Below are 25,693 nucleotides of genomic sequence, written 5' to 3'. Positions count from 1 at the left end.
CGGTCAGGACGTCCCGCCGCCGAGCGCGCGGTAGAGCTTCATCTGGTTGTTGAGGCGGTTCAGGCGCGTCAGTTCGTCGGCGCTCTGTGCGCTCCTCAGGACCTGCTGCTGGTCGAGCCACGGCTGCACGGCGGTCGCGCCGGCCGCGAAGCGCGCGGCGGCCAGTCGTTCGGCACGCTGCGCCTGGGCGAGCGACAGCGCGCGCTGTTCGGCTTCGCGTTCGAGCTGCACGCGTGCCGACAGCGCGTTCTCGACTTCCGCGAGCGCCGTGTAGAGCCGCTGTCGGAAGCCGACCACCGCTTCCTCGTACTGCGACTTCGACACCCTGATCTGCAATTGCATCGTGTTCCACTGGATGAACGGCAGCGCGAGGCCGAGCCCGAGCGTGCCCACAGGGTTCGTCAGCACGCGCTCGAGGCTCGTGCTCGTCGTGCCGGCGCTGCCGGTCAGCGTGAAGGTCGGATAGAAGCTCGTGCGCGTCGCGTCGACCTGCGCGAGCGACTCGCGCAGCCGGAATTCCGCCGCGCGCAGATCGGGGCGCCGGCCGAGCAGGCTCGCGGGCAGGCCGGCCGCCACGTCGGGCGGCGCGGCGTCGGGCAGCGACGCCGGCTCGGCCGCGAGCTGCTGCGGCGGCCGGTCGAACAGGATCGCGAGCGCGTGCCGGTTCTCGGTCCGCTGCTGGATCAGCTGCGTTTGCGCCGCGCGTTGCGCGGCGAGGCTCTGTTTGGCCTGCGCGAGATCGAGCCCCGACACGGCGCCGGCCGTGTGCCGCGACCGAACGAGCGCGAGCGTGCGCACCGCATACGCGATGTTCGCGTCGCCGAGCGCGATCTGCCGGTTCAGATAGCCGATCTGCCAGTACAGCGCCGCGGTCGTGCCGATCAGCGACAGCCGCGCGGCCTCTAGATCGGCGGCCGTCGCGTCGGCTTCCCAGTGCGCGGCATCGCGCAGCGCGGCCAGCCGGCCCCACAGGTCGATTTCGTAGCCGAGCGAACCGGTGAGGCCGCTCGATCGGCTCGTTTGATGGGTATCGAGCGTGCGCGACACGGCGCCGTTCGCGCCGAGCGTCACGCTGGGTGTCAGGTTCGTGTCGACGAGCCCCGCCTGCAATTGCGCGCGATACACGCGGATCGCCGCGATCGCGAGATCGCCGTTGGCGCGCAGCGCGTCGTCGATCAACGCGTCGAGTTGCGGATCGCCGAAGCTGCGCCACCAGTCGCGCGCGGTGGCCGGCGCCTCGGCCGCGACCGGCGCGGCCCAGTTCGCGGGCATCGCGACGGCCGGCAGCGGATCGTGGCGCGCGCCCGCGCAGCCGGCGAGCAGCGCGGCCGCGCACGCGAATGCGCCGAGACGGTGAAGCAGGGAGGAATGCGTCATGGCCATGTTTCGTCAGTCGCGCGCGAGCGCATCGATCGGATCGAGCCGCGACGCGTTGCGCGCGGGCATGAACCCGAAAATCACACCGGTGAGCGTCGAGCACACGAACGCGGTCACGATCGCGCCGGCCGAGAACACCATCTTCCACTGCGCGACGAACATCGAGAACAGCGCACCGAGCCCGAACGACAGCGCGATGCCGATCGTGCCGCCGAGCAGGCAGACCAGCACGGCCTCGACGAGGAACTGCTGAAGGATGTCGGACTGGCGCGCGCCGACCGCCATCCGGATGCCGATCTCGCGCGTACGCTCGGTGACCGACACCAGCATGATGTTCATCACGCCGATCCCGCCGACGACGAGCGAGATCACCGCGATCAGCGACAGCAGCAGCGTCAGCGACTGGCCGGTCTTCTCGACGGTCTTGACCACGCTGTCCATGTTGTACGTGAAGAAGTCCTTGCGGCCGTGGCGCTGGATCATCAGTTTCTCGAGGCTTTTCTCGGCGGCGGCGCTGGGCTGTCCGTCGCGCACGCGCACGGTGATGCTGTCGAGATAGCGCTGGCCGAACAGGCGCCCGCTCGCGGTCGTGTACGGCACCCACACGTTCAGGCTCTTCACGCTGCCGAATGCGCTTTTCTTGTCGGCGGTCACGCCGATCACGATGCACGGCACGTTGTCGACGAGGATCACTTCGCCGACCGGATTGCGCGTCGCACCGAACAGCTTGCGGCGCGTGTTCTGGTCGATCACGGCCACCTGCGCCTGGCGGCGCACCGCGTCGTCGTCGAACGCGACGCCGAGCGCGAAACGCATCCCGCGCGCCTGGAAGTAGCGGTCGCCGACGCCGCTCACGAGCGCGTTGACGTCGATGTTGCGATAGCGCAGCAGCAGCGTGCGCGACGTTTCGGGTGTCGCGCTGTCGACGTACGGCTGCTCGGCGAGCGCGGCGACGTCGGCGGGCACGAGCGTCTGGATCGTGTCCGCGCGGCTGTCGCCCCAGTCGGTGCCCGGATAGACGTTGATCGTATTGGTGCCGATGCTGCCGATCTCCTCCAGCATGTAGCGCTTCGCGCCTTCGCCGACCGCGACGATCGATACCACCGACGTGATGCCGATGATGATGCCGAGCATCGTCAGTAGCGTGCGCAGCCGGTGCGACACGAGCGCGATCCATGCCATCCGGCACGCCTCGGCGAAGCGGCCGGTGCCGGCCGCGAAGCGTCGGGCGCGCGGGCCGGGATCGGTGGGAGTGTCGGTCTCGGTCTCGGCGGGCAGCGTGGCATCCCCGGAAGCCGGTGCGGACGGTGTGTCGGTTGCCGTTTCGGCCGTTTCGGCCGCGCCGACGCCGGATTCCGCGAGCGCTTCCGCGTAGTGGCGGTTCGGCCGGTCCGCGACGATCTCGCCGTCGCTGATCTCGATGATGCGCCGCGCATGGCGCGCCACGGCCTTGTCGTGCGTGACGATCACGATCGTATGGCCGAGCGCGTTCAGCTCGTGCAGGATGCGGATCACGTCCTGACCGCTTTTCGTGTCGAGCGCGCCGGTCGGTTCGTCCGCGAGGATCACCTGGCCGCCGTTCATCAGCGCGCGCGCGATGCTCACGCGCTGCTGCTGGCCGCCGGATAGTTGCCCGGGCCGGTGATGCGCGCGATCGGCCAGCCCGAGGCGCGCGAGCAACGCGCGAGCGCGGGCGTGCCGCTCGGCGCGCGGGGTGCCCGCGTAGATCGCCGGCATTTCGAGGTTCGCGACCGCGTCGACGTGCGGCAGCAGGTGATAGCGCTGGAACACGAAGCCGAAGTGCTCGCGGCGCAACTGCGCGAGCTCGTCGCTGTCGAGCATGTGCGTGTCGCGTCCGCCGACCGTGTACGTGCCTTCGCTCGGGTGATCGAGGCAGCCGAGGATGTTCATCAGCGTCGACTTGCCGGACCCGGACGCGCCGACAATCGCGACGATCTCGCCCGCGTCGATCGCCAGGTTGACGTTGTTCAGGACGACGACGTCCTTGTCGCCGGCCGGAAAGCGTCGCGTGACGGCGGCGAGTTTCAGCAGGGGCTGGCTCATCGTTACACCACGTCCGACAGCGGCGCGTGCTCGTCCGCCGACGCTTCGCCGATCACGACGCGCTCGCCGTCCTTCAGGCCGGCCAGCACTTCGACGCGCACGTTGTTGTTGATGCCGATACGGATGTGGCGCGTTTGCGTGCTGCCGTCGGCGCGCAGCACGCGTACCGCGACGGTGCCGTCCTTGCGCTTCTCGCCGAGCGCGGCGGCCGGAATGATCAGCGCGTTGCGTGCGTCGCCGAGCACGATGTTGACCTGCGCGGTCATCGCGATGCGCAGCCGATGCTCGGGATTCGGCACGTCGAACAGCGCGTTGTAGAACACCGCGCTGTTCGGCTTCGTGCTGCCGCTGAGGGGGCTCTGCGGGTCGGCGAAGTTCTGGGGTGCCGGCTCGATCGCACGCAGCTTGCCGTAGTGACGCTTGTCCGGTTCACCGAGGCTCGTGAAATATGCGGTCTGGCCGGCATGCACGCGAATCACGTCGGCTTCCGAAACTTGCGCCTTGACGGTCATCGTGTCGAGCTCCGCGAGCTTCAGGATCACCGGCGCCTGCTGCTGCGCGATCACGGTCTGGCCTTCCTGCGTGACGATCGCGACGACCTCGCCATCGATCGGCGCGACGATGCGCGTGTAGCCGAGATTGGCCTGTGCGGTCTCGATCTGGATGCGGGCCGAACGGATCTGCGCGGCGAGCGATGCGAGTGAGGCGCGCTGCACGTCGAGCGTCGCGCGCGCTGCCTCGAACGATTCGCGCGACGTTGCATCGTCGGGCAGCATCGCCTGCTGGCGGCGGAACGCGAGCTCGGCCTGTGTCAGTTGCGCGGCGGCCGATTGCTGCTGCGCGCGCAGGCTTTCTTCGCTGGCGCGCGCCTGACGCAGCGCGTTTTCCGAGATTACGGGATCGATTTCGGCGAGCCACTGGCCCTTCGTGACCTTGTCGCCGAGCTTGACCTTCAGCGTCTTCAACTGCCCCGACACCTGCGCGCCGACGTCCACCTGCTTGAACGCCTGCAGCGCGCCGGTCGCGAGCACCGCGTTCTCGAGATCGCCGCGCGTGACTGGCGCGGACAGATACTGCGGGTGTTTGTCGGGCGCGCAGGCCTTCAGTGTGATGACGGCGGCGATCGCGACGACGGCAAGGGTAGCCAGCACGATGCGCCGGCGGCGATGGGTCTTCTGGGTCATGAGCGTGCAGCGAGGATGAAGCAGGCGCCGGCAATGCGTGCGGCCGAACGGAACGATTCGGTCGGCGTCGCATGCCGGGCGTGTTGCCCGCGACGGGCTCCGCGTACGCATCGCGCGGGCGTGCCGAATCGAATCAGGCGCTCATGGTAAGCGAGGAATTCGCGCTAAATCGTGTGGGAATTGTGCTGAATTGTGCGGAGGCCGTACCGATGGGCGGGCCGGACGGCGCAATTGTTTCGATCTGTGAAATGCGGCGGTCCGCCGTGCCCCGCGCTACCGCCGCGCGGCGACGATCGCCATCATCGGCCGGTCGCGTTCCTCGTCGAGCGCGGGCAACGCGTCGACCTGCTCGGGCGTCGGCCCCCATTCGTCGAGGTGGGTGAGCGTGAAGCCGCTGCCGATCAGCAGGTTCACGAGCGTGCCGAGCGTGCGATGCTGCTTGACGACGCCCGGCGCGAGCCAGTCGGTCACGCGTTCGCCTTCGCGCTGGTAGCCGTCGAGCGGCCACGAACGGTTACCTTGCGCATCGACGACGAAACCGGGCCGGCGCGGCGCCGTATGGATCGGATGCTCGATCGAGAACACGAGCCGGCCGCCCGGCACGAGCGCGCGATGGATCGCACGCAACAGCGTGTCGAGGTGCACGATGTAATGGAACGCGAGCGAGCTGTATGCGAGATCGAACGCGGCATCCGGCAGCGCGAGCGTCTCGAGATCGGCGCGACGGTACGTGATCGCCGGATGCGCGGCGGTCGATGCCGCGCGTTCGAGCATGCGTTCGGACACGTCGATGCCGAGCACGCCGGCCGCGCCCCGGTCGGCCGCCCAGCGGCTGAACCAGCCGTAGCCGCAACCGAGATCGAGCACGTGACGGCCGTGCAGGTCGGGCAGCAGCGCGCGCAGCGCTGGCCATTCGGGGGCGCCGTCGAGCCCGTGAATCGAGCGGTTCAGGCGGCTGTAGCCTTCGAAGAAGGCCGGATCGTCGTAGATGTTCTGCGTCATGCGTCGGCTCTCATGCGGGCAGGGCGAGCGACGCGAGCGGGGTAGCTCGCCCGATTCCGCGAGCTTACGCGCGGTGTCCGCCCGCGTCGATCCTGCGCTGCGTATCGGCGTCGACGATCTCGCGGATCGCACTGAACAGTGGCGCGGCGTCGGTATAGCGCCGGCCGTAGCCGAGATTGAACGCATAGTCGAAATCGGGCGGATTGCTGCCCTGGTTGTGCTGCAGGATCGTTTCGAGCTTGTCGAGCGCTTTCGCCGCGCGGGCTTCCGGCGAGGCGGCTGCCTCGTATTCGTCCCACAGCGCGACGATCTCGTCGCGCACCGCGCGGTCGAGCGACGCGGTCAGCGTCAGGAGATCGTTGCGTTCGTGCGCGCTCTTGTCGGGATGCGCGGCCTGCTCGATCGCGGGGATGTCGCCATGCAGCGCCTCGCCGAGGTCGTGGACGACGCACAGTTTCAGCAGCTTCAGCGTATCGACGCCGGGCAGCGCGTCGGCGAACACGAGCACCATCAGGCACAGCCGCCAGCTGTGCTCGGCCGTGCTTTCGGGGCGCCCGCCCGACGTATGGCCGCTGCGCAGCACGTCCTTCAGGCGTTCGGCTTCGCGCAGGAAATCGAGTCGCGCGTGGATCGTATCGGAATTCATGGTCGGCGTCCTTGCGATGAACCGCCAAGCGTACGCCGGCCGGCGGCGGTGCGTCCACGCATGAAATATGCGCGGACGTCAGCGTGCGTCGAGCGTTTCCACGAGCCGCACGGCCGAGCCGTCCGACAACGTCATCCGTGTCCACCGGCACCGGCTGCCGCGAATCGGCACGACGCGCGACGCATTCGTGCCGGTGTCGAACTCGACGCTCGGCGGCCCGGCGCGGTCGTGCCAGCCGAGCGGGTCGAGCGCGGCTTCCATGCGGACGATCTCCGGCGTCGCGTAGCGCCACAGCGACGTGCCGAGCAGCGTCGAAAGCGGCTGCGAGAACTCGGCCGCGCGCGTCGGCGAGCTGGCAAGCAGACGGTGCGTGAGGTCGCACACGAGATGCATGCGGCCCGCGCTGCCGCCGATCAGCCGCGCGAGTGCGTGGTCGCCCGCGGAATCGAGGCGCGCGGCGAGCAGCCGTTCGGCCGTCGCGCGCTCGGCGGGCGACATCTGCTGGCGGCCGGCCTCCCAGCGCGAGATCGTCGATTGCGCGACGCCGAACAGTTCGGCCGCATGGCTTTGCTTCACGCGGTGCAGCGCGCGCCAGCGCTTGAGTTGCGGGCCGAGCGAGGACGGATGAAGCGGCAGGTGTGGCATGTCGATGCTCCTGTTTCATGCGCCGGCCGGCGCCGCGGCGCGCCGGGCCGGCCTAGAACCCGATGAGTGGCCGGTCCTTGAGCGAAAAATAGGCGACCGGCAGCAGCAGGATACCGCCCAGCACGAGCACGCCGTCGGCCGCCACGGTGACCGGCGTGGCGAGGATCCTGAGCCCCTTCGCGAACGCGGACGGGGCTTCGCTGATGCCGACTGTATAGCGCTCGTTGAAGGGTTGCGCGGTGCCATCCGGTTTCAGCGTAAAGCCCTCGGTCGAATAGCGCTTGCCGACGAGTTTGCCGTCGAGTTCGATCCGGTCGCGCGAGGCCGTGAAGCCGTCGGCGGTGGCCGCCTGGCGCGCGTCGGCCGACGCATCCTTCGACAGAACGGTGTCGTAGTCGCCGGTCACGTCGCTGCCGTCGGCATGGAAGCTGCTGAACGACGTATGCAGCGATGTGCGGTAGCTGGCCGCCAGCACCGGGCGCAGCTTGTCCGGCAGATCGAAGATGTAGTGATAGCGCTCGCCCAGCACCACCAGCTTTTTGCCGTCTTTCGTGATCAGGAACGCGGAAACATGCTCGATGTAGGCTTCGTCGCGGTTTTCGTAGAGCGCCGGCGTGAAGCAGCCCGACAGCGTGAGGCTGCTCGCGGCGATGCAGGCGGCAAGCATGCGCCGGCGCGTAATCGATCCATTCATTTGTTTTTGTCCCGTCTGTGCGGTTCGGTTTAGTGGCTTTCGCCCTCGGAAGCCGGATTCTCGCGTATCCGCCGGACGTTGTCGAACCCGAAATCTGTCGTGGCTTCGGGTGACCGCACCCGCCCGCATCGCGCCGAGAACGTTTTCGCGAGGCTTTCAACCGGCCCCGCCATATCTTATTATTCGGCCAGAGCGGCGCGTGCCGGCCGCCGTCGATCATGTCGACGACATGACGCGCCGGCAACGATGACCGCCTTCCGGCCGGCGCGTCGCCCGACGCACGGTCGCAACGGCAGGGAGCGCGAGGCCGCGCGTTTCCCGAAAAAGATACGAGGGCGCAATGGTACGACTGGTGTTGCTGCTGCTGGGCATCGAATATCTGCGGACCCGCTGGCGCGGGCTGACCGTGCTCGGCTGGCTGTGGGTCGTCGCGGGTGTCGGCATTTTCGTCGATGCGCTCGACGGCGCGCTGCATTTTCCGATCGAACTGTTCGCTTGGCTGTTCCTGATCGAGGGACTCGCGACGCTCGCGGTGGCCGGCAGCGGGGTCGGCGGGCAGCGCATCCTGCGCTACGTGAAGGGCATCGCGGTCGTGGTGGCCGCGGGGCTCGTGTTCGCCGGCCATCATCACGGCCACTTCCTGCTGTCGATGATCTTCGGCACGCTGTTTCTCGTCGACGGGCTGTTGCAGTGCACTTCCGCGTGGATGGTGCGCTATCGCCGCTGGAACGTCGCGTTCGCGTGGGGCGTCGTCGAGATCCTGCTGGCGATCTTCTTCTTCCAGCCGTACCCGACGCACTACGCGGGCACCGTGCCGTACTGCCTCGGCCTGTTGCTGATGTTCGGCGGGATGCACATGCTGAGCCTCGCCGCACGCGTGCGGCGGCTCACGCGCAACCCGGCGTTCGCGACGTCGCCCGCGCCGGCGCTTGCGCCGGATCTCGACGATGCACCGGACCTGCCGCAGTTCGCGCAATCCGAATGGGACGGCCCGCCGGCCGACGGCGAGCGGGCACTCACCGTGCACGTATGGACGCCGACCGGCACGTCGAAGGCCGAGGCGCAGCGTTATCCGGTGATCGACCGCTATATCGCGGCGGTGGACGTCAACGGCGTGATCTCGACCGGCCATGCGGCGCTGGAGTCGCCGGAAGGCATCTATATCAGCCTGTATCCGGGCGTCGAAATCGATCGTTCTCCGGACGAATTCACGCGCATCCTGCGCGCGACGCGCGAGAACGACGTGCCGGGCCTGTTCCAGCCCGACTATGCGACCGAGTCGAAAGCGTGGTGTCCGTCGACGGTGCGCGTGCGCATCCGCAACTACGATCCGGCCAAGCTCGATGCGTTCTGGTCGTCGTACCGGCAGAACACGACGTACAACCTCACGCACCGCAACTGCTCGAGCACCGTGTCGTATGCGCTCGAGGCCGCGCTCGACGGCGCGGTGTGGCGGCTGAAGGGCGCGCGGGCCGGGTGGGGCGCATTCGTGCGGCTCCTGCTCACGCCCGAGCTGTGGGTGGCCGCGCAGATCCGCAAGCGTGCGGTGACGATGGCGTGGACGCCCGGGCTCACGCTCGACTATGCGCGCGCGCTCAGCATGCTCGCCGATCCGCGTCCGTTCGCGTGGTGGAAGGTTGCGCACTCGGCAGTGAGCGCGATCATGGCGTCGCGCCGCGCGTGGCGCGAGCAGGACAGCGCGGCGCTGTCGCCCGGCGGATCGGAGGCGGCGTCGATGAAGTGAAACGCGTGGCGCCGGATGCGGGCCCGGCATCACGAGGGGCGCCTGCGCGCGGCCCGGCGATATTGCCCGCCATCAGCACCCACAGACGACGACAATGAACAACACGAGAGCGTTCCGCATCCTGATTCCCGCCGCGCTGACGCTGGCGAGCGCCGGCCTCGCGCAGGCGGGCACGGACGAAGTGCCGCGCATGAGCAACGACGTGTACCGGATGTCGGTGTCGTTCTGTTCGAACGTCGCGGCCGCCGAGAAGATTACGTGCCAGGGCGACATGATCGCCGCGGGCAGCCGGATCGTCGCGGCGATCGGCGGCCTGCCGCCGGCTTCCGCCACGGCGATCGACGAAGGCGCGCGCAACAAGCTGCCGCCGGCGGAGCGTAACGGGCTCGCGCCCGTCGAGCCGGCAGCGATCGACAAGGACGATACGCTGGCCGGCCTCGCCGGCATGGTGCGCCTCTGCGACGTGTACGAATCCGGGCCGGCGTCTCGTGCGCGGCATCACGCGGCGCTGCAGCAGAAGGCGCCCGATGTCGCACCGCGTGTCGAGGCGTTGCTGGCCGACGCGTCGACGGCGGCGCGCCAGCGCGTCAGCATCGGCGTGTGGCAGATTCTCGCGCTCGAGGGCCCCGAAGCGTCGGCGCGCGCGTGCACGCAGCTCGGCACCTGAGCGATCACGTGCGGTAAGCGCATGCCGTTCGATCGGCGACGCACTGGCGCCGATGGTGCAACGTCCGTGGCGGTCAGCTCAATCGTGCGCGATCGTGGCCGGGCCGATCCGTATCGGCTTGCCGAGGGTGCGGGCGACCGGCGAGGCTTTTACCGCGTTGCTGACGAGTATTTGCTGCGCTTGCGACAGCGGCGCCGCGAAGCGCACCGTGATGTCGAAACCGGTTTCGCGATCGAGGCGTTCGATGGCGACGTCGACCCTACACGTCGGCAGCGTCATGCCCGCCCGCTCCGCGGCCAGGTCGACCGACATGCGGACGCAGGCCGCGAGCGCGCCTTCGAGCAGTTCATGCGGCCGCATGCCGGCGTCGCCGCCGATGCCTTCCTTGTGCGTGTCCGAGCGCACGAGGCTGCGCCCGTTCCCGATCTCGACGCAGTACGGTTTGCCCAGCCGCGTGGCCGTCACCATGAGAATGCTCCGTTGCAGGATGAAAGTGACGACAGCGTATGCCGGCATCGCACGCGAAGGAAGGCAATCACCGGTACCGGTACCCGCTGTAACAGCGTCGGCGGCGCCCCGCGAATTCTTTCGTCCACCTTCACATTCGTGCCACGTTGCGGCAGCAACAATCATGGGCAGACATTCGACAACCTTGCGGCGCATCCCGCGACCGCAAGCCCTTTCCGAGGAAACACGCCATGCTCAAGACGCTCGCCCGCGCCGCTGCCGCACTCGCCGTCGCTTCCGTTTCACTGCACGCCGCCGCGCAGACCAGCTACGACTACCTGTTGCTCGCCGCATCGTGGGAGCCCGGCTTCTGCGCGTCGCACGACACACCGGAATGCACGAACCTCGCCGGCTCGTATGCGGCGACGAGCCTGTCGCTGCACGGGATGTGGCCGAACCGTTACGACGGCAATCAGCCGTTCTACTGCGGCGTGCCCCAGAACGACATCGATCTCGACAACGCGCACCAGTGGTGCAGCATGGACGCATACCCGATCAGCAGCGCGACCCGCAACACGCTGTCGACGTACATGCCGGGCGTCGCATCGTGTCTCGACAAGCACGAGTGGTTCAAGCACGGCACGTGTTCGAATTCGGCGACGCCCGATGCTTACTGGAACCAGGCGTCGGGCATGATCAGCCGGTTGGGCAACACGTCGTTCAACGCATTCCTGCAAGCGAACGCGGGCAAGACGGTCACGCGTAACCAGTTGCTGTCGGCGTTCGAAGGCGCGTTCGGCAGCAACACGCGCAGCGCGGTGTCGCTGAAGTGCACGAAGACGAACGGCGTGAGCTACTTCACCGAAGCGTGGATCGCGGTGAAGACGAATGCGACCGCGCAGTTTCCGAGCGCGGCGTCGCTCGTGACGGACGGCAATACGCAGGGCACGTGCCCGACGTCGGGTGTGTTCATCGCGAAGTGAGGGGAGGCGGCTGACGTGCGCGACATCGCGCACGTCGCCGGCGGTCAGGGCCGCGCCAGGACAGACGGCATGGGCATTCGGGCATGCCGTTGATGGCACGCATGCAGGTACGTCGGTCGGCAACACACGACCGCTTCCTGCGTCACGCGGCTGCGCTCAACGCGTCACGGACGGCACGCCGAACCACCGCGTGGCCGCCTGCGTGGCTGCGTCGATGTCCGCATCGTCATCGCAGGCCCATGCGACGAAGCCGTCGGGGCGCACCAGCACTGCACGCAGTCCGAGCCGGTCTTTCGCATCGCTCGCGATATAGGCGATCCGGTCGCGCCAACGGTTTGCCAGTGCCCGAAGCGATGGATTCGCATCGAAGTCCAGCAGCACGCCCTTGCCGTGCCTGGCGTGTTCGCCGAGCCGCGTGCCGTCCGCCAGTTCGAAGTCGGGAACGCCGTGGCCCACGAGCGGATGGCCGCCGCCGAGATCGTACGCGAGCGACACGCCCCACAAGCGTTCGGCGAAGTACGTCGCGCCGTCGCGCGTGTCGACGAGATCGCGAATGATCGCCGCGAGCGCGCGCGAACTCGGGGACGGCCGCATCAGCGCGACCTGTGCACGCGACCAGTCGAGCACGCGTGCGCCCACCGGATGCCGTTCGTCCGTGTAGCTGTCGAGCAGCCCGTCCGGCGCGTCGCCGCGGATCGTCGCGGCCAGCTTCCAGCCGAGATTCATCGCATCGCCGAGCCCGAGATTGAGCCCCTGGCCGCCGAGCGGCGAGTGGATGTGCGCGGCATCGCCCGCGAGCAGCACGCGGCCGTTGCGGTACGTCGATGCCTGGTACGCGCGATCGGTCCACGTGGCGGCGAGCCGGAGCGCGGTCAACGTGACGGCGGTGCCGGACACGCGGCGCAGGACGGCCTGCGCATGCTCGAGCGTCACTGGCCCGCTCCGGTGGAATGCGCTGCCGTCGAACTCGACCAGCGCGACGGTTCCGGGCGGCGTGTACGTGTACATCCCGGCCGCCGTGTGGTGACGGCCCGGCAGCAGCGCGCCCGGATCGGCGAACTCGGCTTCGATCGAGTAGCCGGTGAACTCGGCGTCGGTGCCGGTGAACGCGAAGCGGCCGGCCTTGCGGACCGCGCTGCGGCCGCCGTCGCAGCCGACGAGCCAGCGTGCGCGAAATGTTTCGCCGCCCGCGCACAGCGTGATGCCATCGTCCGACTGATCGAAGCCTTCGACGGCAAGGCCGCGGCGGATCTCGACGCCCGTTGCGTGCGCACGGGCGGTCAGCACGGATTCGACCCGCGCCATGTCGGTCGCCATGTGCGTGCCGGCCGGGCCGGGCAGATGGTACGGCCACTGCGACGCATCGACGTCGTCGTGGAAGAACTGAATGCCGGCGAAATGGCCGGCCGGACGACGCGCCTGGCGCATCCAGTGCGCGGTGTCCTTTGCATGGGGCGCCAGCGCGATGCCGTCGAGCAAGCCGCGACGGTAGAGCGCGTCGATCGTCGGCGCGGACAGGCCGCGCATGCCGAACGGGAGATGCTTCAGCGGGGATTCCGGCTCGTCCGCCTGTTCGACCACCAGCACGGAGACGCCGGCAACGCGCAGCTCGCACGCGAGAAACAGGCCGACGGGGCCGGCGCCGGCAATCACGACATCATGGGTCACGGGCAGATTCATCGGGGATCGGGGGCTCGGTTTCAGGCCAGGGCGGCCCGGTGTGATCGAGAGGGCGGTACGCGTCGGTACTGCGCGCTCTTCGGCGAAGTAATGGAATGTCGTTGCATTGACGACTGATTTGTTACGCCAGCAGCCGCAGCGCATCGGCGAGCGACAGCACTGTCGTACGTGATTCGAACGCGGTGGCGAACAGATGCTCGTGGACCACCGGGTCCGGGTCGTAGCAGCAATCCTTGACCGTGTAGAGGCGGAAATCGGCGTCGCTCGCGTGGGCGATCGACGACAGCATCACGCCGGTCGACGCGATGCCGACCATGATCAACGAATCGACGCCTTGTGCGACGAGCCGTGCCTGCAGATCGGTGCCGAAGAATACGCTCGCGCGGTGAGCGATGATCAGCGGTTCGTCGGGCTGCCTGGCCAGTTCGGGGCACGGGGCGTCGTCGATGAACAGGCCGAGCTGCTTGATGCCCTGGCCGTTCTTGTTGCGCGGGCTGACTTCCGGATAGCCGGGGCTGAAGCGGAGATTCGCGAACCAGACGCCGATGCCGGCGGCGCGTGCCGCGTCGCAGAGACGGCGCGTATTGGCGAGCAGCTCGGGCGCGACCGACGGGAACAGGCCGAGGATGTCGGTCTGGTAATGCATGACGAGCAGCGCGGTTTTTGATGGCGTGATGGGGAAAGGCTGAGCGTGCACGTTGTCGTCATTGGCGGGCGAGCGGGTTGCCATGTCGATATCCGATGCGTTTTCCTCGTTCATGAACGACGTTCTCCAATAGCTCGGGCAATTTTTCGGTGCTGCCTTATCGGGCTTGCGCGACAGATAGTAGAAGAATCCGGCAAACGGCGCGCGCCAGTCGTCCGGCATTCGAGGCAGTGCCGCGTTTCAACAAGTTGGTATGGCCTCGTGGCGCATCTAGCGCGGGACATCCGCGAGTGCGCCGTCAAAGCGCGTGCGTGCGGCATGGATGTCGGCATAACTTCGATCGGCCCAATCGACGAGGGCCGCCATCGGGTCCAGCAGCGATCGACCGAGCGGAGCCAGACGATATTCGACGCTTGGCGGCTTGGTGGGAAAAACATGACGTGTGACGAGTCCGTCACGCTCCAGATTGCGGAGTGTCTGCGTCAGCATGCGCTTGGAAATGTCGGGGAGGGATCGGCGAAGCTCGCCGAAGCGCTGCGATCGCGTCGCCAACTCCATGATCATGAGCATGCTCCATTTGTCGCCGATTCGGTCGAGCACGTCGCGAACCGCACAGTGGGCGAACTGGGCGTCGCGTGACTGACGTTGATATCGGCCGAATCTTTCGATTGCATTCTCTGCAGCGCTCATTCGGGTTCCCTTCAACTCTTCTGGTAACAAAAAACTGCCTCCTTACGGTGCGAGGCGCAGGTCTCTATGATAGGCCTGCCCTCGAACTTAGACCGTACCTCGAGAAGTTCTCATACCGGCCCCTGTTTTCCGCTTTCGATATTCAGGTGCCGGCGGACACCCGGCTCGCCATGGATCGAAGGCGCTGCCGCGGCTTTTACCTGGGTCGAGTGTCAGTTATCGATGCTCGAAGGCAATACTGATTTCAGGAGAAACCTATGTTTTTGGTAACAGGAATCACAGGACGCGTCGGCGGTGCAACGGCCCGACACCTGTTGGCGCGGGCCAAGAAAGTCCGTGCGCTGGTCCGGAATCGCGACAAGGCGATGCACTGGGCGGATGAAGGCGTGGAACTGATCGAAGGCGACTGGAACGACGCGGACGCAGTCGCGCGGGCGCTTGAAGGGGTGGAAGGCGCGTTTGTCATGCTGCCCGGTATCTGGGCTCCGTCGCCGGATTTCAGCGAAGCAAGGGGTGTGATCGCGAACTATGTCGACGCGCTGACCAAGGCACCGCCGCCGCGGGTGGTCGCACTCTCGTCGATGGGGGCGGACAGAACCAGCGGGTTGGGAATGATTACGGCCCTGGCACTTCTGGAGCAAGGGCTTCGCGACCTGACATTGCCGATTGCCTATGTGCGAGCCGGCGGTTTTTTCGAAAACTTCCTTTACGGCTTGCACGTCGCCCAAGGCGGCACGCTGCCCGTCTACTACAACCCGACGAGCCGGAAATCGACCATGGTCGCGACCGACGACATCGGCGCCGAGGTGGCGACGCTGCTGACCGGGCCGGCGTGGTCAGGGCATCGCGTCGTCGAGCTTGGCTCGATGTTCAGCGCGGATCAGGTCGCGGCCCAACTGGGCGAAATCATGCAGCGCGACGTCAAGGCCTTCGCCATCCCCCGGGCCGATTGGCCGGCAGCATTCGAACGGTTCGGCATCCCGAAGGGCCAGACCGGGCCGGCCGAAGCGATGTTCGATGCCGTCAACGAGGGATGGATGGACCTCGGTGTCGACGGGACGGAGCACGTCGGGGGCACGACGCTTCCTCGCGACGTCTTTGCGGCAGCCTACAAGGCCGCCAACACTTGAACCGGGGCAGTCACATCGAGAACGGGGCGCGTAGGCCGCCTTTTTCGAGCCGCGGCAGTCAGCGGTGATTGGCTGGCTCGTCGACGAGCCAGCCACACTGGTTTACGGCGGCACGCGGATCAGACAAGGAGAAAGGACGAATGTCCAGGATGTCGTGGCACCAAGTATTGCCGTTGTTGCTGGCGGCTTTTTTCGTTGTGGGATCGCTCAGCAACATCGTTGCCCCGCGATCCATCATCGACGAATACCTGAAGTGGGGATATCCGCCGGGGTTCCATTTCGTCACCGGCGCGCTGGAACTCACGGCCGCCATCCTGCTGGCGCGAACGAGGACGCGACTGTGGGGTTCGGCGCTCGGCTGTGCCGTGATGCTGGCTGCGCTCGCGACCGTCGCGTTCCACGGCGAATACGGGCATGGCGTGGCGCCGCTCGTCGCGGCGATACTATCGAGTGGGGTCGGCTGGATCACCTGGCGCAGGCGGCTCGCCGTCGGGTCTGTGGCAAGAGCTTGAGTTTTATGCGGCCGTCAAACGCTGGAAAGCATGCTGAAGGTGCTGTTGGGAATCGGTTGTTGGTTGCAAATCGCGTTGTGTCAGAGGAGGCGCGCCTGACTTCGACGCATCGAAAAATCGACCGCCCCGTATAAGTCGTCAACCACTCCAACGCCAGCGTCCCCGCACTCCTGCAATATGAAGTGACAGAGACTCCTGCGGGGCAGACTGTGCGGGTCGGTGTCGCGCCGCCTTCGACGACCGAATTGGCCAACTAGGGTCAGTCGACGGTGGTCCGAGATCGTCAACAATGAGGCTTCAGACGACGTGGAGATAGCAGATATGAACAACACTCGAGAATTCTTGCTACCGTTCGGAATCGATCTCAGGGTTGAAGCCGGAATCGCAAGTATCGAATCCGACTTGCCGGAAGCACTCCCCAGCTTCAGCGATCCGATCGAAAACGGGCGCATCGTAGGGGTTGTTGAAGGCGGCGAGCAATTGTTGCTATCGCTAGCGCGTGTCGGTATCGATTTATCCAACCCGCTGTTCGCACAGGCAATCAACGATTGCGTAGCCAACCTTCAATCAGGCTGATGGGCGAATATCCGTATAGGCCAGAAGCGGTCGTTGGAAATTTGTCACAAATCGCGTTCTTCAGTGCACGGGTTTCACATCACATTAGGTCTTTTGAAGGCAGACATGGATGCACTAGCCAAGGCACTGGTACTCGCCGTTAAGTACATCGATCAGCGGGGCAACTTGCACACTGAGGACGACGACGTGAACGCACTTGAGGAGATCGCATCTGCACTTGCAGTCGCATCGACAGCAGAGCGCAGTGCCTTTGCCAGGGTCGCAACGTCGCTTGGCTTCCCCGACCTAGTCGAGCAGTTCGGCCTGGATTCACTGCAATGACCGCCTTGCAAAATCCTAACAGCTCATCTGGGCGTGCGTTGGGGCTGCTTGGGTCAGTCCAGCATTAGACAACGTGTCTCGGTGACCAGCGTCCGCTTTTTAGAATTCCCACGGACCGCTTCGGGTCGACAGCCGTCCGTTACGTTTGGCGGGTAGCGGCCAAGTGCGGTCATCTTGCCGGAAGTGCACCCGGACACTCAAACGGCAGCGCGGCAACGTAAAGCGGCCCTCTCGCCGTGAAGGGTATGCAACGGCCGAAATGAAACGATCGCGACTCAAACGAGAATTACGCGATCACCGACTGCCAGCGTGAGCACCTTCAACTAACTCAGACCGCTGTATCTCAGGCTAAAGCATTCACCAATCTCTCAATACGGGCACGCGCGCAGTGACGGTTTCCATGCAATACCGTCTCTCACCGCCGGAGCGCCTCGAACGGTACGTCGTGTTGCTATGCACCATCTTCCCATCGTTTCTACGCTAGAGTTCGCTTACGTGGTCCGAGGACCAATAACCTAAATCGCGCAACCATGGCCGGAAAAGTTCAGCACGAGATTCCGCAGTTATTCCTCCGCGGCTTCCTCATTCCGAGGGCCGACGGTGTTCAGCAGGTCTACGTCTATCGACGTGGTCGGACGGCCCCCTTCATCTCCGGCATCGATCGTGTGGCAGCTGAGGGCTATTTCTATTCCCGACTGGCGACCGACGGCAGTAAAACGCTTGACGATCACATAACCGACTACGAGAACCGTCTCCGTCAGTTGGTCGCGGCGCTTCGCGCAGTCCCGATAGGCGCCGTGGCTCCCTCGGCAGTCGCGGCAGAGGTGGTGGCACACCTCACGACTCGAAACGCGCATTTGCGCGGTACTTTCGCTCAAGCGGTGCGGAGCATTGCAAATCACGCACGGACAATCTTTGGGAATCAGGATACCGTCTTAAGGCTTTTGGGCTTAGATGAACCCGAGCCAACCGACCGCTTTCACGAACGCCTCGGTGACACACTCAACAAGAACTCAACGCTTGCACAGCTCGGCCTTCCTGAACCAGTGCTAGAGAGGGTTGCGTTCTTCCTTGCGAAGGAAAATTTCGAATCGGCTGCCACCGGGTATCTCGCTCCATTGATGTGCACGCTCGAGCAGCTTGAGGAGAAGGCACCGAACTTGGCTCGCGACGGTCATAACAAAGCTCTCGCCGCCTCCATGGCGCCTGATCCACGTGTCCAGTCGCTCGGTGCGTTCGAGTGGCGCGTCGACGAGGCGAAAAACGATCTCATTCTTCCCGATTGTGTTGCACTCGCTCGTGAGGCGGGTGGCGACTGGAAACCGCTGATGATGGCTGATCCGGATGAGGTCCGAACCGTCATCCTGCCGCTAAGTTCAAGGGTACTATTGGTTGGATGTTTGCCAGACACCCCGCCAGTCGACGTTACTGCATTCAACGCGGCCGCGGCCGCGTGCTGTCAAACCTACTTCCTAAGCGGATCTCGGTCAGTCGAGCTGGAAAGTCTCCTGCCCACCTTGGGCTGTCGTGCGCTCACCGTGGTAGAGGATGCAATTCGAAGCGGCGTCTATGAACTATTTCCGAGCCCGCAGTCCGCGTTACCACCCACTGGTGAACACGCCATTCGATCGGAAATCAATTCTGATACCCACCGGCCGTCACGCAAAGTACCTCGTTCAATCGCGATTGTCTTCCGTGGCGACTTCGATAACTCCACGCGCAACAGGATCGCCGAAGCAACCGCTCAGATCGTAGGCGAGGCATGCTGGACGATACCGCTGGACCGCCTCGACGGTATCACGTTCGCCGACAACTATCCCGAAGCGCTTCGCACCCTCGATCGCGGCTTCCCAACAACCAAGCCCCTCGAAACCTACCAATCAGAATTGGGTGTCGGCATTGCGCAGTCACCCTCAGTCCTTCGTGATGGCGTCGTCAAGGGGCACGTCGTGATGAACGGTGGGCTCGCTCGCGAACTTGTGAGGGAAGACACATTCTATCGCCCCGTCGCCGTGCATGCGCTCGTCAAACAACTGGCGCTCATCGGCTGTACCCAGATTTTCGACGATGCGCTTCCTGGCATCTTGCTGAAGCCCTTCAAAGACAGCTTCGGCCACGACATGCAGGTGGGGGCCTACCCGGGTTGGAATGGGTATTTCGCGTCGCGGGCCGCCGCGGCCTTCAATCGCGCCCACGGCAAAGCCGAAGCCGAGGTTCTCGCAAACGGTCTACTTGAGGCCAAGGAGAGAGTTCCGTCCGCGCGGCTAGCCTACCGTCAGCATGGTGACTTGGTTCTGCTCTTTCACGAGATACTTCCGCGCCTCGCTTTCGTCCTTGAGCACGCTGGCAATCTTCTCGGCCACTGCGATGGGCTGGGCACCGCGCCATTGGACGATGAACCGGAGCTTGTCGCTCTTCTTGAAGAGACGGGCTTACGTAACTGGTTCGATACTTACCACCGCCAACTGGCTGAGCTATGGAGCCGACGAGGCGAGTGGACCAGCTTCGATGAGTTCCTTGCTTTGAATCGGCACACCGAGCGGCTTCTCTGGCAATTCGGCATATTTCCGTGGCGTGCCGCGGATGGTAGCTATCGCGTTGAGATTCCGCTGGCGACGGACGCGGTCGAGCTACTCAAAATCACCGCCGAAACACTGGGGAGAGTTGAATGACCTCAAACTCCGACCGGACATCAGAACGATAGTGGCAGCGGGAGTTAGGCGAACCAGATTCCAACTCAAGCGGACGCGCTCAACGTTCGATATGGCCACGGCGCCCTGTGGAATGCTGCAACTGGCAGCGCGCCTCCACGCATGGCCGCTCAAATTCGAGAGCGGTCATAGCCGCGCACAAGCATCGAACGTCGGCTTTGGGTCGATTGCTGCCGATGGCTGAGTTCCCCATTGAGCGTGCCCGTGCGCGCCAATGTAAATCTGCCGCCATTGTGCCAAATGAGGCACGCTTAACTTCGCCCCCTCAAAAAATCGACCTCCCCGTATAAGTCGTCAACCACTCCAACGCCAGCGTCCCCGCCAACGAATTCCCGTTCGCATCCAGCCCCGGCGCCCACACGCACACGGCCATCTCCCCCGGCAGCACCGCGACGATCCCGCCGCCGACGCCGCTCTTCGCCGGCAGCCCGACCCGGTACACGAAATCGCCGGCCGCATCATAGGTGCCGCAGGTCAGCATCAGCGCCGACAGCCGCTTCGCGGAACTCGAATCGATGATCCGCTCGCCGGTCGCCGGCGCGACGCCGCCGTTCGCAAGAAACAGCGCGGCGCCGGCGAGCTCGACGCAGTTCATCGTGATCGCGCACTGGCGGCAATACGCGTCGATCACCGTATCGGGCGGCATCTGCATGTTGCCGAAGCTCGCCATGAAGTGCGCCATCGCGCGGTTGCGCTCCGCGTGCTGCAACTCCGACAGCGCGACGCGCGAGTCGTAGTCGATGTCGTTCGCGCCGATCAGCCGCCGCACGAATTCGACGAGCGCAGTCTCGGCCTTCACGAAGCGGCGGCACAGCACGTCGGTGACGACCAGTGCGCCCGCGTTGATGAACGGGTTGCGCGGCTTGCCGCGCTCGCTTTCGAGCTGGACCAGCGAATTGAACGCGGTGCCGGACGGCTCGCGGCCGACCCGTTCCCACAGCTCGTCGCCCAGCAACTGGAACGCGAGCGTGCACGCGAACAGCTTCGAGATGCTCTGGATCGAGAAGCGTTCATGCGCATCGCCGACCGTGTAAACGTTTCCGTCGAGCGTCACGACGGCCATCCCGAACTTGTCGGCGGGCACTTTCGCGAGTTCGGGAATGTAGTCGGCCACTCGTCCCTGGCCAATCCAGGGGGCGAGTTCGGTATGGATGCGTTCGAGGATCGTCTGGTAATTCATCGCGTCAGGCAGGGTAGAGGCATGGCCGGATTCCGGCGAGCCCGTATGGAACCGTCCCGGCGCCGATTCGTCAAGCGCGGCCGGAATCGCGCCCTTATTTTCAAGACCGGCAAACGGGCGAGCGGCGGGCGCAGTATCATGCGGTACGTTTCGGCCGAGGGCCGGCGTCCGGCACCGGCCGGCGCCGCCGCGGCTTTCCCGATGACTCGACCGCCGCCCATGTCTTTTCGCATCCTGCTCGTCGAAGACGACACCCGCTTGTCCACGCTGATCGCCGGCTACCTGCGCAAGAACGACTATGAAGTCGATACCGTGCTGCATGGTGACGCCGCGGTGCCGGCGATCCTGTCCATTCGTCCCGATCTCGTCATCCTCGACGTGAACCTGCCGGGCAAGGACGGCTTCGAAATCTGCCGCGAGGCGCGCAAGCAGTACGACGGCGTGATCATCATGGTGACGGCGCGCGACGAGCCGTTCGACGAGTTGCTCGGCCTCGAATTCGGCGCGGACGACTACGTGCACAAGCCGGTCGAGCCGCGCATCCTGCTCGCGCGGATCAAGGCGCAACTGCGCCGCGCCCCCGCGCGCGCGGCCGAGAGCACCGCGCCGCAGCCGGAGCGCTACGCGTTCGGCAAGTTCTCGATCGACCGCACCGACCGCACCGTCATGCTGCCCGACGGCAGCACGCCCGACCTGACGTCGGCCGAATTCGACCTGCTGTGGGCGCTCGTGTGTCATGCGGGCGAAGTCGTCAGCCGCGACGATCTGATGCTGCAACTGCGCGGCGTCGAATTCGACGGTCTCGACCGCACGATCGACGGCCGCATCTCGAAGCTGCGCCGCAAGCTGCGCGACGACGCGAGCAACCCGCAGCGGATCAAGACGATCCGCAGCAAGGGTTATCAATTCAGCAAGCACGCGTGGGAATGACGCCGCCGTCGCGCGACGCCGTCACGTTCCGCGCGGGCATTTCGCCCGCCGGCCGGGAGCCGCGATGATCCGACCCACCCGTTCGCACCCCGATGCGCCGCCGCTGCCGACGCTGCGCTACGTCAAATGGCGCTGGCTGCATTTCCGTCGCGCATGGACCGACACGCGCGCCGACCGCATTCCGAGCTGGTCGCGCCTGTACGTGCGCACCTACCTGCATCTGCTCGGCCTCGTCCTGCTGACCGCGCTGGTGCCCGCGCTTGCGCTGTGCGTCGAATTGTCGCCGCAGGTCGTGTGGCATGCGTTCGACTCGCTGCCGGGCGACATCTGGATCGTGCTGGCGTTCGTGTTCACGGCGCCCGCGCTCGCCGCGTACCGGTGGATGCGGCCGGTCTGGTCGGATCTGGTGATGGTGCGCGAGCGCGCGATCGACTTCACCGGCGGCCGTTTCAACACGCGCGCGCGCGAATCGCACAGCGTGATCATCGGCCCGCTCGCGCGCACGCTGAATGCGCTCGCGATGCGCATGGAGCGGCTGATCGCCGCGCAGCGCGATCTGACGAACGGGATCTCGCACGAACTGCGCACGCCGCTCGCGCGCGTGCGCTTCGCGCTCGAAATGCTGCGCGAACCGGGTTCGGCGGCCGAATACCAGGGCGCGCTGGAGAGCATCGCGCAGGACGTGACCGAGCTCGAAGAGCTGATCGACATGAGCCTCACGTATGCCCGGCTCGAATACAGCTCGCTGCAGTCGAACATCGAGATGACCGCGCCGGTCGCATGGTTCGAGCACCAGGTGAACGACGCGCAACTGCTGTATCCGGACCGTGCGATCGAGTCGCGTATCGCGATCGGGGCGGATTTGCGCGTGAAGATGGACCGGCGGCTGATGTCGTATGCGATGCGCAACCTGTTGCGCAACGCGAGCAAGTACGCGAAATCGCGGATCGTCGTCGGGATCTCGCTCGTGCACGGCAATATCGGGATCTTCGTCGAGGACGACGGCCCCGGCGTGCCCGAGAGCGAGCGCGAACGGATCTTCGACGCGTTCGTGCGCCTCGATCGTCGCACCGGCGGCTACGGGCTCGGCCTGTCGATCACGCGGCAGGTGCTCCACGCGCACAACGGCCGGATCGCGGTCGTCGATCCGGTCGAGCTCGGCGGCGCGCGCTTCGAGATCAGTTGGCCGGTCTAGGGCTACGCTGCGCGAGGACCGATCCGCGGCAATCGTGACGACGAAGGCTGCCGGCGAGCGCACCGACGCCACGGATGCCGCCGAAGCGGCATCCGCGCATGCTCAGTAGGTGCGGCCGAGCTGCAGGTAGAAGTTGCGTCGGCCGCCGGGCGCGAGCGCCACGCCGATGTAGACGGGCCCGAACGCGGTCGACAGGCTCGTGAAGAACGTGTAGCTCTGCTTGAGCGCGCCGCCGCCGATCTGCTGGCCGCTGGACCAGACGTTGCCGACTTCCGCGCTGGCGCCCACCGACAGCGCCTTGATCGGCGATGCGTTGAACGTCATCAACTGGTTCATGTACGTGACCTGCCCGTACGCCAGCTCGTTGCCGTTCAGCTGATCGGCCGCATAGGCGGACAGATGCTGGAAGCCGCCGAGCGTGAAGTTGAACGCGTTGATCAGGTTGGTGCCGCCGATGCTCTTGCCGCCTTCGATCGTCGCGCTGACGCTGTGCCGGCCGAACTGCTGCGCGATCATCGCCTTGCCGTAGATCTCGGTATAGGGCGCGTTGTTGATCCCGTCGTCGAATGCCTGTGCCGAGCCGCCGTTGCGCGACACGAGCGAGCGTTCGATTCGCAGTTCGCCGAAATAACCCTTGCGCGGGAACATCGGATCGTCGAGCTGATCGATCACGAACCGCGCCCGCGCGATCAGCGCCTGGGACGTGAAGCTCGGCCACAGCAGCGTCTGCCCGCTGCCGTTGTCGAACGGCAAGTTGTAGGTCGGCGAGCCGTGCCCGGTCACGTAACCGAGGCCGATCCGGAAATCGCCGAGCCGCGCGATCGGCAGGCCCAGATCGATTCCCGCCCGTGCCGTCTGCATCAGATACTGCGTGATCTTCACGTCGCCGGAGTCGTCGTACAGGTTCGCATAGCGACGCTGGTATTCCGCGTACGGCGACAGGTACACACCGTACGCGGACGACAGCGGCTGGCGCAATTCGACGCGGGCCGACTGCAGGTCGCTGCCGATCGTCGTGTCCGCGCGGAATTCGAGCCCCGATTCGGTGAGCCACGGCCGCCGGTAGCCGACGTGCAGGCGGAAACCGCCTTCGTCGGTCGAACTGCTCGACATGCCGAGCCCGAACAGCAGGAAGTTGGGCCCCCAGTACTTCTCGCGCGCGTCGATCTCGAGCACGTTGTCGTCGCCGCGGCTCACGATCTGCTGCGTGACGCTCTCGAAGTTGCCGCCCGTCGTGAGCCCGAGCAGATCCTGGCTGACGGTCTTCGGATCGTAGATGTCGCCGGGTTTCACATGCAGCGCGTTGCTGACGACGCGCTTCGGCACGCCGCCGCTGGTCTTGATGTCGATGCGCGTGATCCGGATCGGCGGCGGCAGCGGCTGCGCGTGCGCGGACCGGTAGGCCGCGTACTGTTCCGGCGTGAGCGCGAAACGCCGCAGCTTCGGCAGCGCCGCGGTCGCGGCGACCTCGCCGGCGGCAATCGCCTGCTTCGCGTTCTGGAAATCGGTGAACGCGAGCGAGCCGAGGTTCGGCGTGAGCAGCACGTCCTGCGCGTCGAGCTGCTTGCGCTGCGCGGTCACGTTCTGGCGGATCAGGATGCCGACCATCTGCTGCATCACGTCGGCCGGCGACGCGAGCGCGTCGAGCGGGCGCAGTTGCGAGCCGATGTCGACGGCGATCACGATGTTCGCGCCCATCTGCCGCGCGGTGTCGACGGGCAGGTTGCTCACGAGCCCGCCGTCCACCAGCGCGTGCCCGTTGATCTCGGCCGGCGCGAACAGGCCCGGCATCGCCATGCTCGCGCGAATCGCGAGCGGCAGCGAGCCGTGGTCGAGCACGACCATCTGGCCCGTCTGCAGGTCGGTCGCGACCGCGCGGTACGGGATCGGCAGGAGGTCGAACGGCTGGTTGGTCGGCACGGCGGCCGTCCAGTTCGCGAGCAGCGCCTGCAGCCGATTGCCCTGGACGAGGCCGACCGGCGCCTTGACGCCTTTCTTGCCGAAGCCGAGCGTCAGCCCGTTGATATACAGGCGTTCGTCTTCCCGGCTGGTTTGCGGCAGGTCCGCGCGGTCCGTCACGTCGAACGCGATATCCGCCAGATTGACTTCCGACAGCCGCTTCTGCATCTCGTCGGCCGCCATCCCGCTCGCGTACAGGCCGCCGACCACGGCGCCCATGCTGGTGCCCGCGATGCAGTCGATCGGAATCCGGTTGTCCTCCAGCACTTTCAGGACACCGAGGTGTGCGTAGCCGCGCGCGCCGCCGCCGGACAGCACGAGGCCGATCGACGGGCGGCCGGCCGGGCCGCCGTCGGCCGTGCAGGTGTGCGTCGACGCGGCGGGCACGGCGGGCACGGCGGCGGCCGGGGCGTTGGCGGCAGCGGCAACGGTCCGGGCAGCGGCGGATTCGGTGGCCGGCAGCGGTTGGGCGGCGACCGTGCAGCACCAGAAGGCAATGAGCGCCGTGCAGAGCGGGCGCACCGGCGCCCAGCGGAAGAAAACGGTCGCTGTCATGGTGAACATACCTGGCGTGATCGTGCGTCTGAGGCCTGCCGGGAGCAGGCAAGACCGAGAGATTACCGTGTTTTACAGGCCCAACGCGAGAGGCCGTTGCGTAGCCGGACGTGCCCGAAACGCCACGTTCGGCAATTTCGTCGCGAAAAAATCAC

The 25,693-nt window shown here is 66.1% G+C and carries 23 protein-coding genes; 10 read left to right on the top strand and 13 right to left on the bottom strand.

Annotated features, from left to right (window positions below):
* Nucleotides 1-3 precede the first annotated feature (3 nt).
* The 7 genes from C4B30_RS04810 to C4B30_RS04780 all read right to left on the bottom strand — a co-directional run bounded on the left by C4B30_RS04810 (nucleotide 4) and on the right by C4B30_RS04780 (nucleotide 7,612).
* The gene (locus tag C4B30_RS04810) at nucleotides 4-1,383 is read right to left on the bottom strand and encodes an efflux transporter outer membrane subunit (protein ID WP_105131906.1); all 1,380 of its coding nucleotides are present in this window, start codon (nucleotides 1,381-1,383) and stop codon (nucleotides 4-6) included.
* A gap of 6 nt (nucleotides 1,384-1,389) precedes the next feature.
* The gene (locus C4B30_RS04805) at nucleotides 1,390-3,441 is read right to left on the bottom strand and encodes a MacB family efflux pump subunit (protein ID WP_105131905.1); all 2,052 of its coding nucleotides are present in this window, start codon (nucleotides 3,439-3,441) and stop codon (nucleotides 1,390-1,392) included.
* A gap of 2 nt (nucleotides 3,442-3,443) precedes the next feature.
* Nucleotides 3,444-4,625 (bottom strand): macrolide transporter subunit MacA, encoded by a 1,182-nt coding sequence (gene macA, locus C4B30_RS04800; RefSeq protein ID WP_105131904.1) that lies wholly within the window; start codon nucleotides 4,623-4,625, stop codon nucleotides 3,444-3,446.
* 273 nt (nucleotides 4,626-4,898) lie between these two features.
* Nucleotides 4,899-5,627, bottom strand: a complete 729-nt coding sequence (locus C4B30_RS04795; protein ID WP_027781204.1) for a class I SAM-dependent methyltransferase — start codon at nucleotides 5,625-5,627, stop codon at nucleotides 4,899-4,901.
* Between the two features lie 64 nt (nucleotides 5,628-5,691).
* The gene (locus C4B30_RS04790; RefSeq protein WP_105131903.1) at nucleotides 5,692-6,273 is read right to left on the bottom strand and encodes an HD domain-containing protein; all 582 of its coding nucleotides are present in this window, start codon (nucleotides 6,271-6,273) and stop codon (nucleotides 5,692-5,694) included.
* A gap of 78 nt (nucleotides 6,274-6,351) precedes the next feature.
* Entirely contained in the window at nucleotides 6,352-6,918 is a 567-nt protein-coding gene (locus tag C4B30_RS04785) for a helix-turn-helix domain-containing protein (RefSeq protein ID WP_105131902.1), read from the bottom strand.
* 52 nt (nucleotides 6,919-6,970) lie between these two features.
* Nucleotides 6,971-7,612 (bottom strand): hypothetical protein, encoded by a 642-nt coding sequence (locus C4B30_RS04780; protein ID WP_105131901.1) that lies wholly within the window; start codon nucleotides 7,610-7,612, stop codon nucleotides 6,971-6,973.
* 340 nt (nucleotides 7,613-7,952) lie between these two features.
* Here C4B30_RS04780 and C4B30_RS04775 point away from each other — a divergent pair, with 340 nt between their 5' ends.
* Both C4B30_RS04775 and C4B30_RS04770 read left to right on the top strand, forming a co-directional pair.
* Nucleotides 7,953-9,356 (top strand): HdeD family acid-resistance protein, encoded by a 1,404-nt coding sequence (locus C4B30_RS04775; RefSeq protein WP_105131900.1) that lies wholly within the window; start codon nucleotides 7,953-7,955, stop codon nucleotides 9,354-9,356.
* A 94-nt stretch (nucleotides 9,357-9,450) separates the two neighbouring features.
* A complete protein-coding gene (locus C4B30_RS04770; protein ID WP_027781199.1) occupies nucleotides 9,451-10,023 on the top strand; it encodes a hypothetical protein in 573 nt (190 codons plus the stop codon).
* A gap of 78 nt (nucleotides 10,024-10,101) precedes the next feature.
* Here the strand turns inward: C4B30_RS04770 and C4B30_RS04765 are convergent, their stop codons facing one another.
* Nucleotides 10,102-10,686, bottom strand: coding sequence for an OsmC family protein (locus C4B30_RS04765; protein WP_234015383.1), 585 nt, complete (start codon nucleotides 10,684-10,686; stop codon nucleotides 10,102-10,104).
* Nucleotides 10,687-10,721: 35 nt separating this feature from the next.
* Here C4B30_RS04765 and C4B30_RS04760 point away from each other — a divergent pair, with 35 nt between their 5' ends.
* Nucleotides 10,722-11,453, top strand: a complete 732-nt coding sequence (locus tag C4B30_RS04760; protein WP_027781197.1) for a ribonuclease T2 — start codon at nucleotides 10,722-10,724, stop codon at nucleotides 11,451-11,453.
* 156 nt (nucleotides 11,454-11,609) lie between these two features.
* On the opposite strand, the gene C4B30_RS04755 is transcribed toward C4B30_RS04760, so the two are convergent.
* The 3 genes from C4B30_RS04755 to C4B30_RS04745 all read right to left on the bottom strand — a co-directional run bounded on the left by C4B30_RS04755 (nucleotide 11,610) and on the right by C4B30_RS04745 (nucleotide 14,469).
* Complete coding sequence (locus C4B30_RS04755) at nucleotides 11,610-13,133, bottom strand: FAD-dependent monooxygenase (RefSeq protein ID WP_105131899.1); 1,524 nt, start codon at nucleotides 13,131-13,133, stop codon at nucleotides 11,610-11,612.
* Between the two features lie 121 nt (nucleotides 13,134-13,254).
* Nucleotides 13,255-13,893 carry an isochorismatase family cysteine hydrolase gene (locus C4B30_RS04750; RefSeq protein WP_027781195.1) on the bottom strand — a complete coding sequence of 213 codons (639 nt, stop codon included), beginning with the start codon at nucleotides 13,891-13,893 and terminating at the stop codon, nucleotides 13,255-13,257.
* A gap of 156 nt (nucleotides 13,894-14,049) precedes the next feature.
* Complete coding sequence (locus C4B30_RS04745) at nucleotides 14,050-14,469, bottom strand: winged helix-turn-helix transcriptional regulator (protein ID WP_089502131.1); 420 nt, start codon at nucleotides 14,467-14,469, stop codon at nucleotides 14,050-14,052.
* A 257-nt stretch (nucleotides 14,470-14,726) separates the two neighbouring features.
* Between C4B30_RS04745 and C4B30_RS04740 the strand changes: the two genes are divergently transcribed.
* The 5 genes from C4B30_RS04740 (at nucleotide 14,727) to C4B30_RS04720 (ending at nucleotide 19,680) form a co-directional block, all read left to right on the top strand.
* Complete coding sequence (locus tag C4B30_RS04740; protein ID WP_105131898.1) at nucleotides 14,727-15,599, top strand: NmrA family NAD(P)-binding protein; 873 nt, start codon at nucleotides 14,727-14,729, stop codon at nucleotides 15,597-15,599.
* A gap of 140 nt (nucleotides 15,600-15,739) precedes the next feature.
* Complete coding sequence (locus C4B30_RS04735; RefSeq protein ID WP_105131897.1) at nucleotides 15,740-16,111, top strand: DoxX family protein; 372 nt, start codon at nucleotides 15,740-15,742, stop codon at nucleotides 16,109-16,111.
* Between the two features lie 321 nt (nucleotides 16,112-16,432).
* A complete protein-coding gene (locus C4B30_RS04730) occupies nucleotides 16,433-16,687 on the top strand; it encodes a hypothetical protein (protein ID WP_199779041.1) in 255 nt (84 codons plus the stop codon).
* Between the two features lie 105 nt (nucleotides 16,688-16,792).
* Nucleotides 16,793-17,008, top strand: a complete 216-nt coding sequence (locus C4B30_RS04725) for a hypothetical protein (protein ID WP_105131896.1) — start codon at nucleotides 16,793-16,795, stop codon at nucleotides 17,006-17,008.
* 530 nt (nucleotides 17,009-17,538) lie between these two features.
* Entirely contained in the window at nucleotides 17,539-19,680 is a 2,142-nt protein-coding gene (locus tag C4B30_RS04720) for a hypothetical protein (protein WP_027781191.1), read from the top strand.
* Between the two features lie 304 nt (nucleotides 19,681-19,984).
* Here the strand turns inward: C4B30_RS04720 and C4B30_RS04715 are convergent, their stop codons facing one another.
* Nucleotides 19,985-20,899 (bottom strand): glutaminase, encoded by a 915-nt coding sequence (locus C4B30_RS04715; RefSeq protein WP_105131895.1) that lies wholly within the window; start codon nucleotides 20,897-20,899, stop codon nucleotides 19,985-19,987.
* A 219-nt stretch (nucleotides 20,900-21,118) separates the two neighbouring features.
* Between C4B30_RS04715 and C4B30_RS04710 the strand changes: the two genes are divergently transcribed.
* Nucleotides 21,119-21,829, top strand: a complete 711-nt coding sequence (locus C4B30_RS04710) for a response regulator (RefSeq protein WP_105131894.1) — start codon at nucleotides 21,119-21,121, stop codon at nucleotides 21,827-21,829.
* 64 nt (nucleotides 21,830-21,893) lie between these two features.
* Complete coding sequence (locus tag C4B30_RS04705; protein WP_027781188.1) at nucleotides 21,894-23,024, top strand: ATP-binding protein; 1,131 nt, start codon at nucleotides 21,894-21,896, stop codon at nucleotides 23,022-23,024.
* A 102-nt stretch (nucleotides 23,025-23,126) separates the two neighbouring features.
* Here C4B30_RS04705 and C4B30_RS04700 read toward each other — a convergent pair whose 3' ends face one another.
* Nucleotides 23,127-25,538: a patatin-like phospholipase family protein gene (locus tag C4B30_RS04700; protein WP_105131943.1), complete on the bottom strand. Its 2,412-nt coding sequence runs from the start codon at nucleotides 25,536-25,538 to the stop codon at nucleotides 23,127-23,129.
* Between the last annotated feature and the right edge of the window lie 155 nt (nucleotides 25,539-25,693).

The organism is Burkholderia sp. BE12 (genome assembly GCF_002959955.1).
Classification (GTDB): Bacteria; Pseudomonadota; Gammaproteobacteria; order Burkholderiales; family Burkholderiaceae; genus Burkholderia.
This window is presented reverse-complemented; position numbering and strand designations above follow the sequence as displayed.

What these genes read in the sequence shown, in the direction of transcription:
- C4B30_RS04810 (WP_105131906.1), bottom strand. Translation starts at nt 1,383, where the DNA reads ATGGCCATGACGCATTCCTCCCTGCTTCACCGTCTCGGCGCATTCGCG.
- C4B30_RS04805 (WP_105131905.1), bottom strand. Translation starts at nt 3,441, where the DNA reads ATGAGCCAGCCCCTGCTGAAACTCGCCGCCGTCACGCGACGCTTTCCG.
- macA (WP_105131904.1), bottom strand. Translation starts at nt 4,625, where the DNA reads ATGACCCAGAAGACCCATCGCCGCCGGCGCATCGTGCTGGCTACCCTT.
- C4B30_RS04795 (WP_027781204.1), bottom strand. Translation starts at nt 5,627, where the DNA reads ATGACGCAGAACATCTACGACGATCCGGCCTTCTTCGAAGGCTACAGC.
- C4B30_RS04790 (WP_105131903.1), bottom strand. Translation starts at nt 6,273, where the DNA reads ATGAATTCCGATACGATCCACGCGCGACTCGATTTCCTGCGCGAAGCC.
- C4B30_RS04785 (WP_105131902.1), bottom strand. Translation starts at nt 6,918, where the DNA reads ATGCCACACCTGCCGCTTCATCCGTCCTCGCTCGGCCCGCAACTCAAG.
- C4B30_RS04780 (WP_105131901.1), bottom strand. Translation starts at nt 7,612, where the DNA reads ATGAATGGATCGATTACGCGCCGGCGCATGCTTGCCGCCTGCATCGCC.
- C4B30_RS04775 (WP_105131900.1), top strand. Translation starts at nt 7,953, where the DNA reads ATGGTACGACTGGTGTTGCTGCTGCTGGGCATCGAATATCTGCGGACC.
- C4B30_RS04770 (WP_027781199.1), top strand. Translation starts at nt 9,451, where the DNA reads ATGAACAACACGAGAGCGTTCCGCATCCTGATTCCCGCCGCGCTGACG.
- C4B30_RS04765 (WP_234015383.1), bottom strand. Translation starts at nt 10,686, where the DNA reads ATGCGCCGCAAGGTTGTCGAATGTCTGCCCATGATTGTTGCTGCCGCA.
- C4B30_RS04760 (WP_027781197.1), top strand. Translation starts at nt 10,722, where the DNA reads ATGCTCAAGACGCTCGCCCGCGCCGCTGCCGCACTCGCCGTCGCTTCC.
- C4B30_RS04755 (WP_105131899.1), bottom strand. Translation starts at nt 13,133, where the DNA reads ATGAATCTGCCCGTGACCCATGATGTCGTGATTGCCGGCGCCGGCCCC.
- C4B30_RS04750 (WP_027781195.1), bottom strand. Translation starts at nt 13,893, where the DNA reads ATGAACGAGGAAAACGCATCGGATATCGACATGGCAACCCGCTCGCCC.
- C4B30_RS04745 (WP_089502131.1), bottom strand. Translation starts at nt 14,469, where the DNA reads ATGAGCGCTGCAGAGAATGCAATCGAAAGATTCGGCCGATATCAACGT.
- C4B30_RS04740 (WP_105131898.1), top strand. Translation starts at nt 14,727, where the DNA reads ATGTTTTTGGTAACAGGAATCACAGGACGCGTCGGCGGTGCAACGGCC.
- C4B30_RS04735 (WP_105131897.1), top strand. Translation starts at nt 15,740, where the DNA reads ATGTCCAGGATGTCGTGGCACCAAGTATTGCCGTTGTTGCTGGCGGCT.
- C4B30_RS04730 (WP_199779041.1), top strand. Translation starts at nt 16,433, where the DNA reads ATGAACAACACTCGAGAATTCTTGCTACCGTTCGGAATCGATCTCAGG.
- C4B30_RS04725 (WP_105131896.1), top strand. Translation starts at nt 16,793, where the DNA reads ATGGATGCACTAGCCAAGGCACTGGTACTCGCCGTTAAGTACATCGAT.
- C4B30_RS04720 (WP_027781191.1), top strand. Translation starts at nt 17,539, where the DNA reads ATGGCCGGAAAAGTTCAGCACGAGATTCCGCAGTTATTCCTCCGCGGC.
- C4B30_RS04715 (WP_105131895.1), bottom strand. Translation starts at nt 20,899, where the DNA reads ATGAATTACCAGACGATCCTCGAACGCATCCATACCGAACTCGCCCCC.
- C4B30_RS04710 (WP_105131894.1), top strand. Translation starts at nt 21,119, where the DNA reads ATGTCTTTTCGCATCCTGCTCGTCGAAGACGACACCCGCTTGTCCACG.
- C4B30_RS04705 (WP_027781188.1), top strand. Translation starts at nt 21,894, where the DNA reads ATGATCCGACCCACCCGTTCGCACCCCGATGCGCCGCCGCTGCCGACG.
- C4B30_RS04700 (WP_105131943.1), bottom strand. Translation starts at nt 25,538, where the DNA reads ATGACAGCGACCGTTTTCTTCCGCTGGGCGCCGGTGCGCCCGCTCTGC.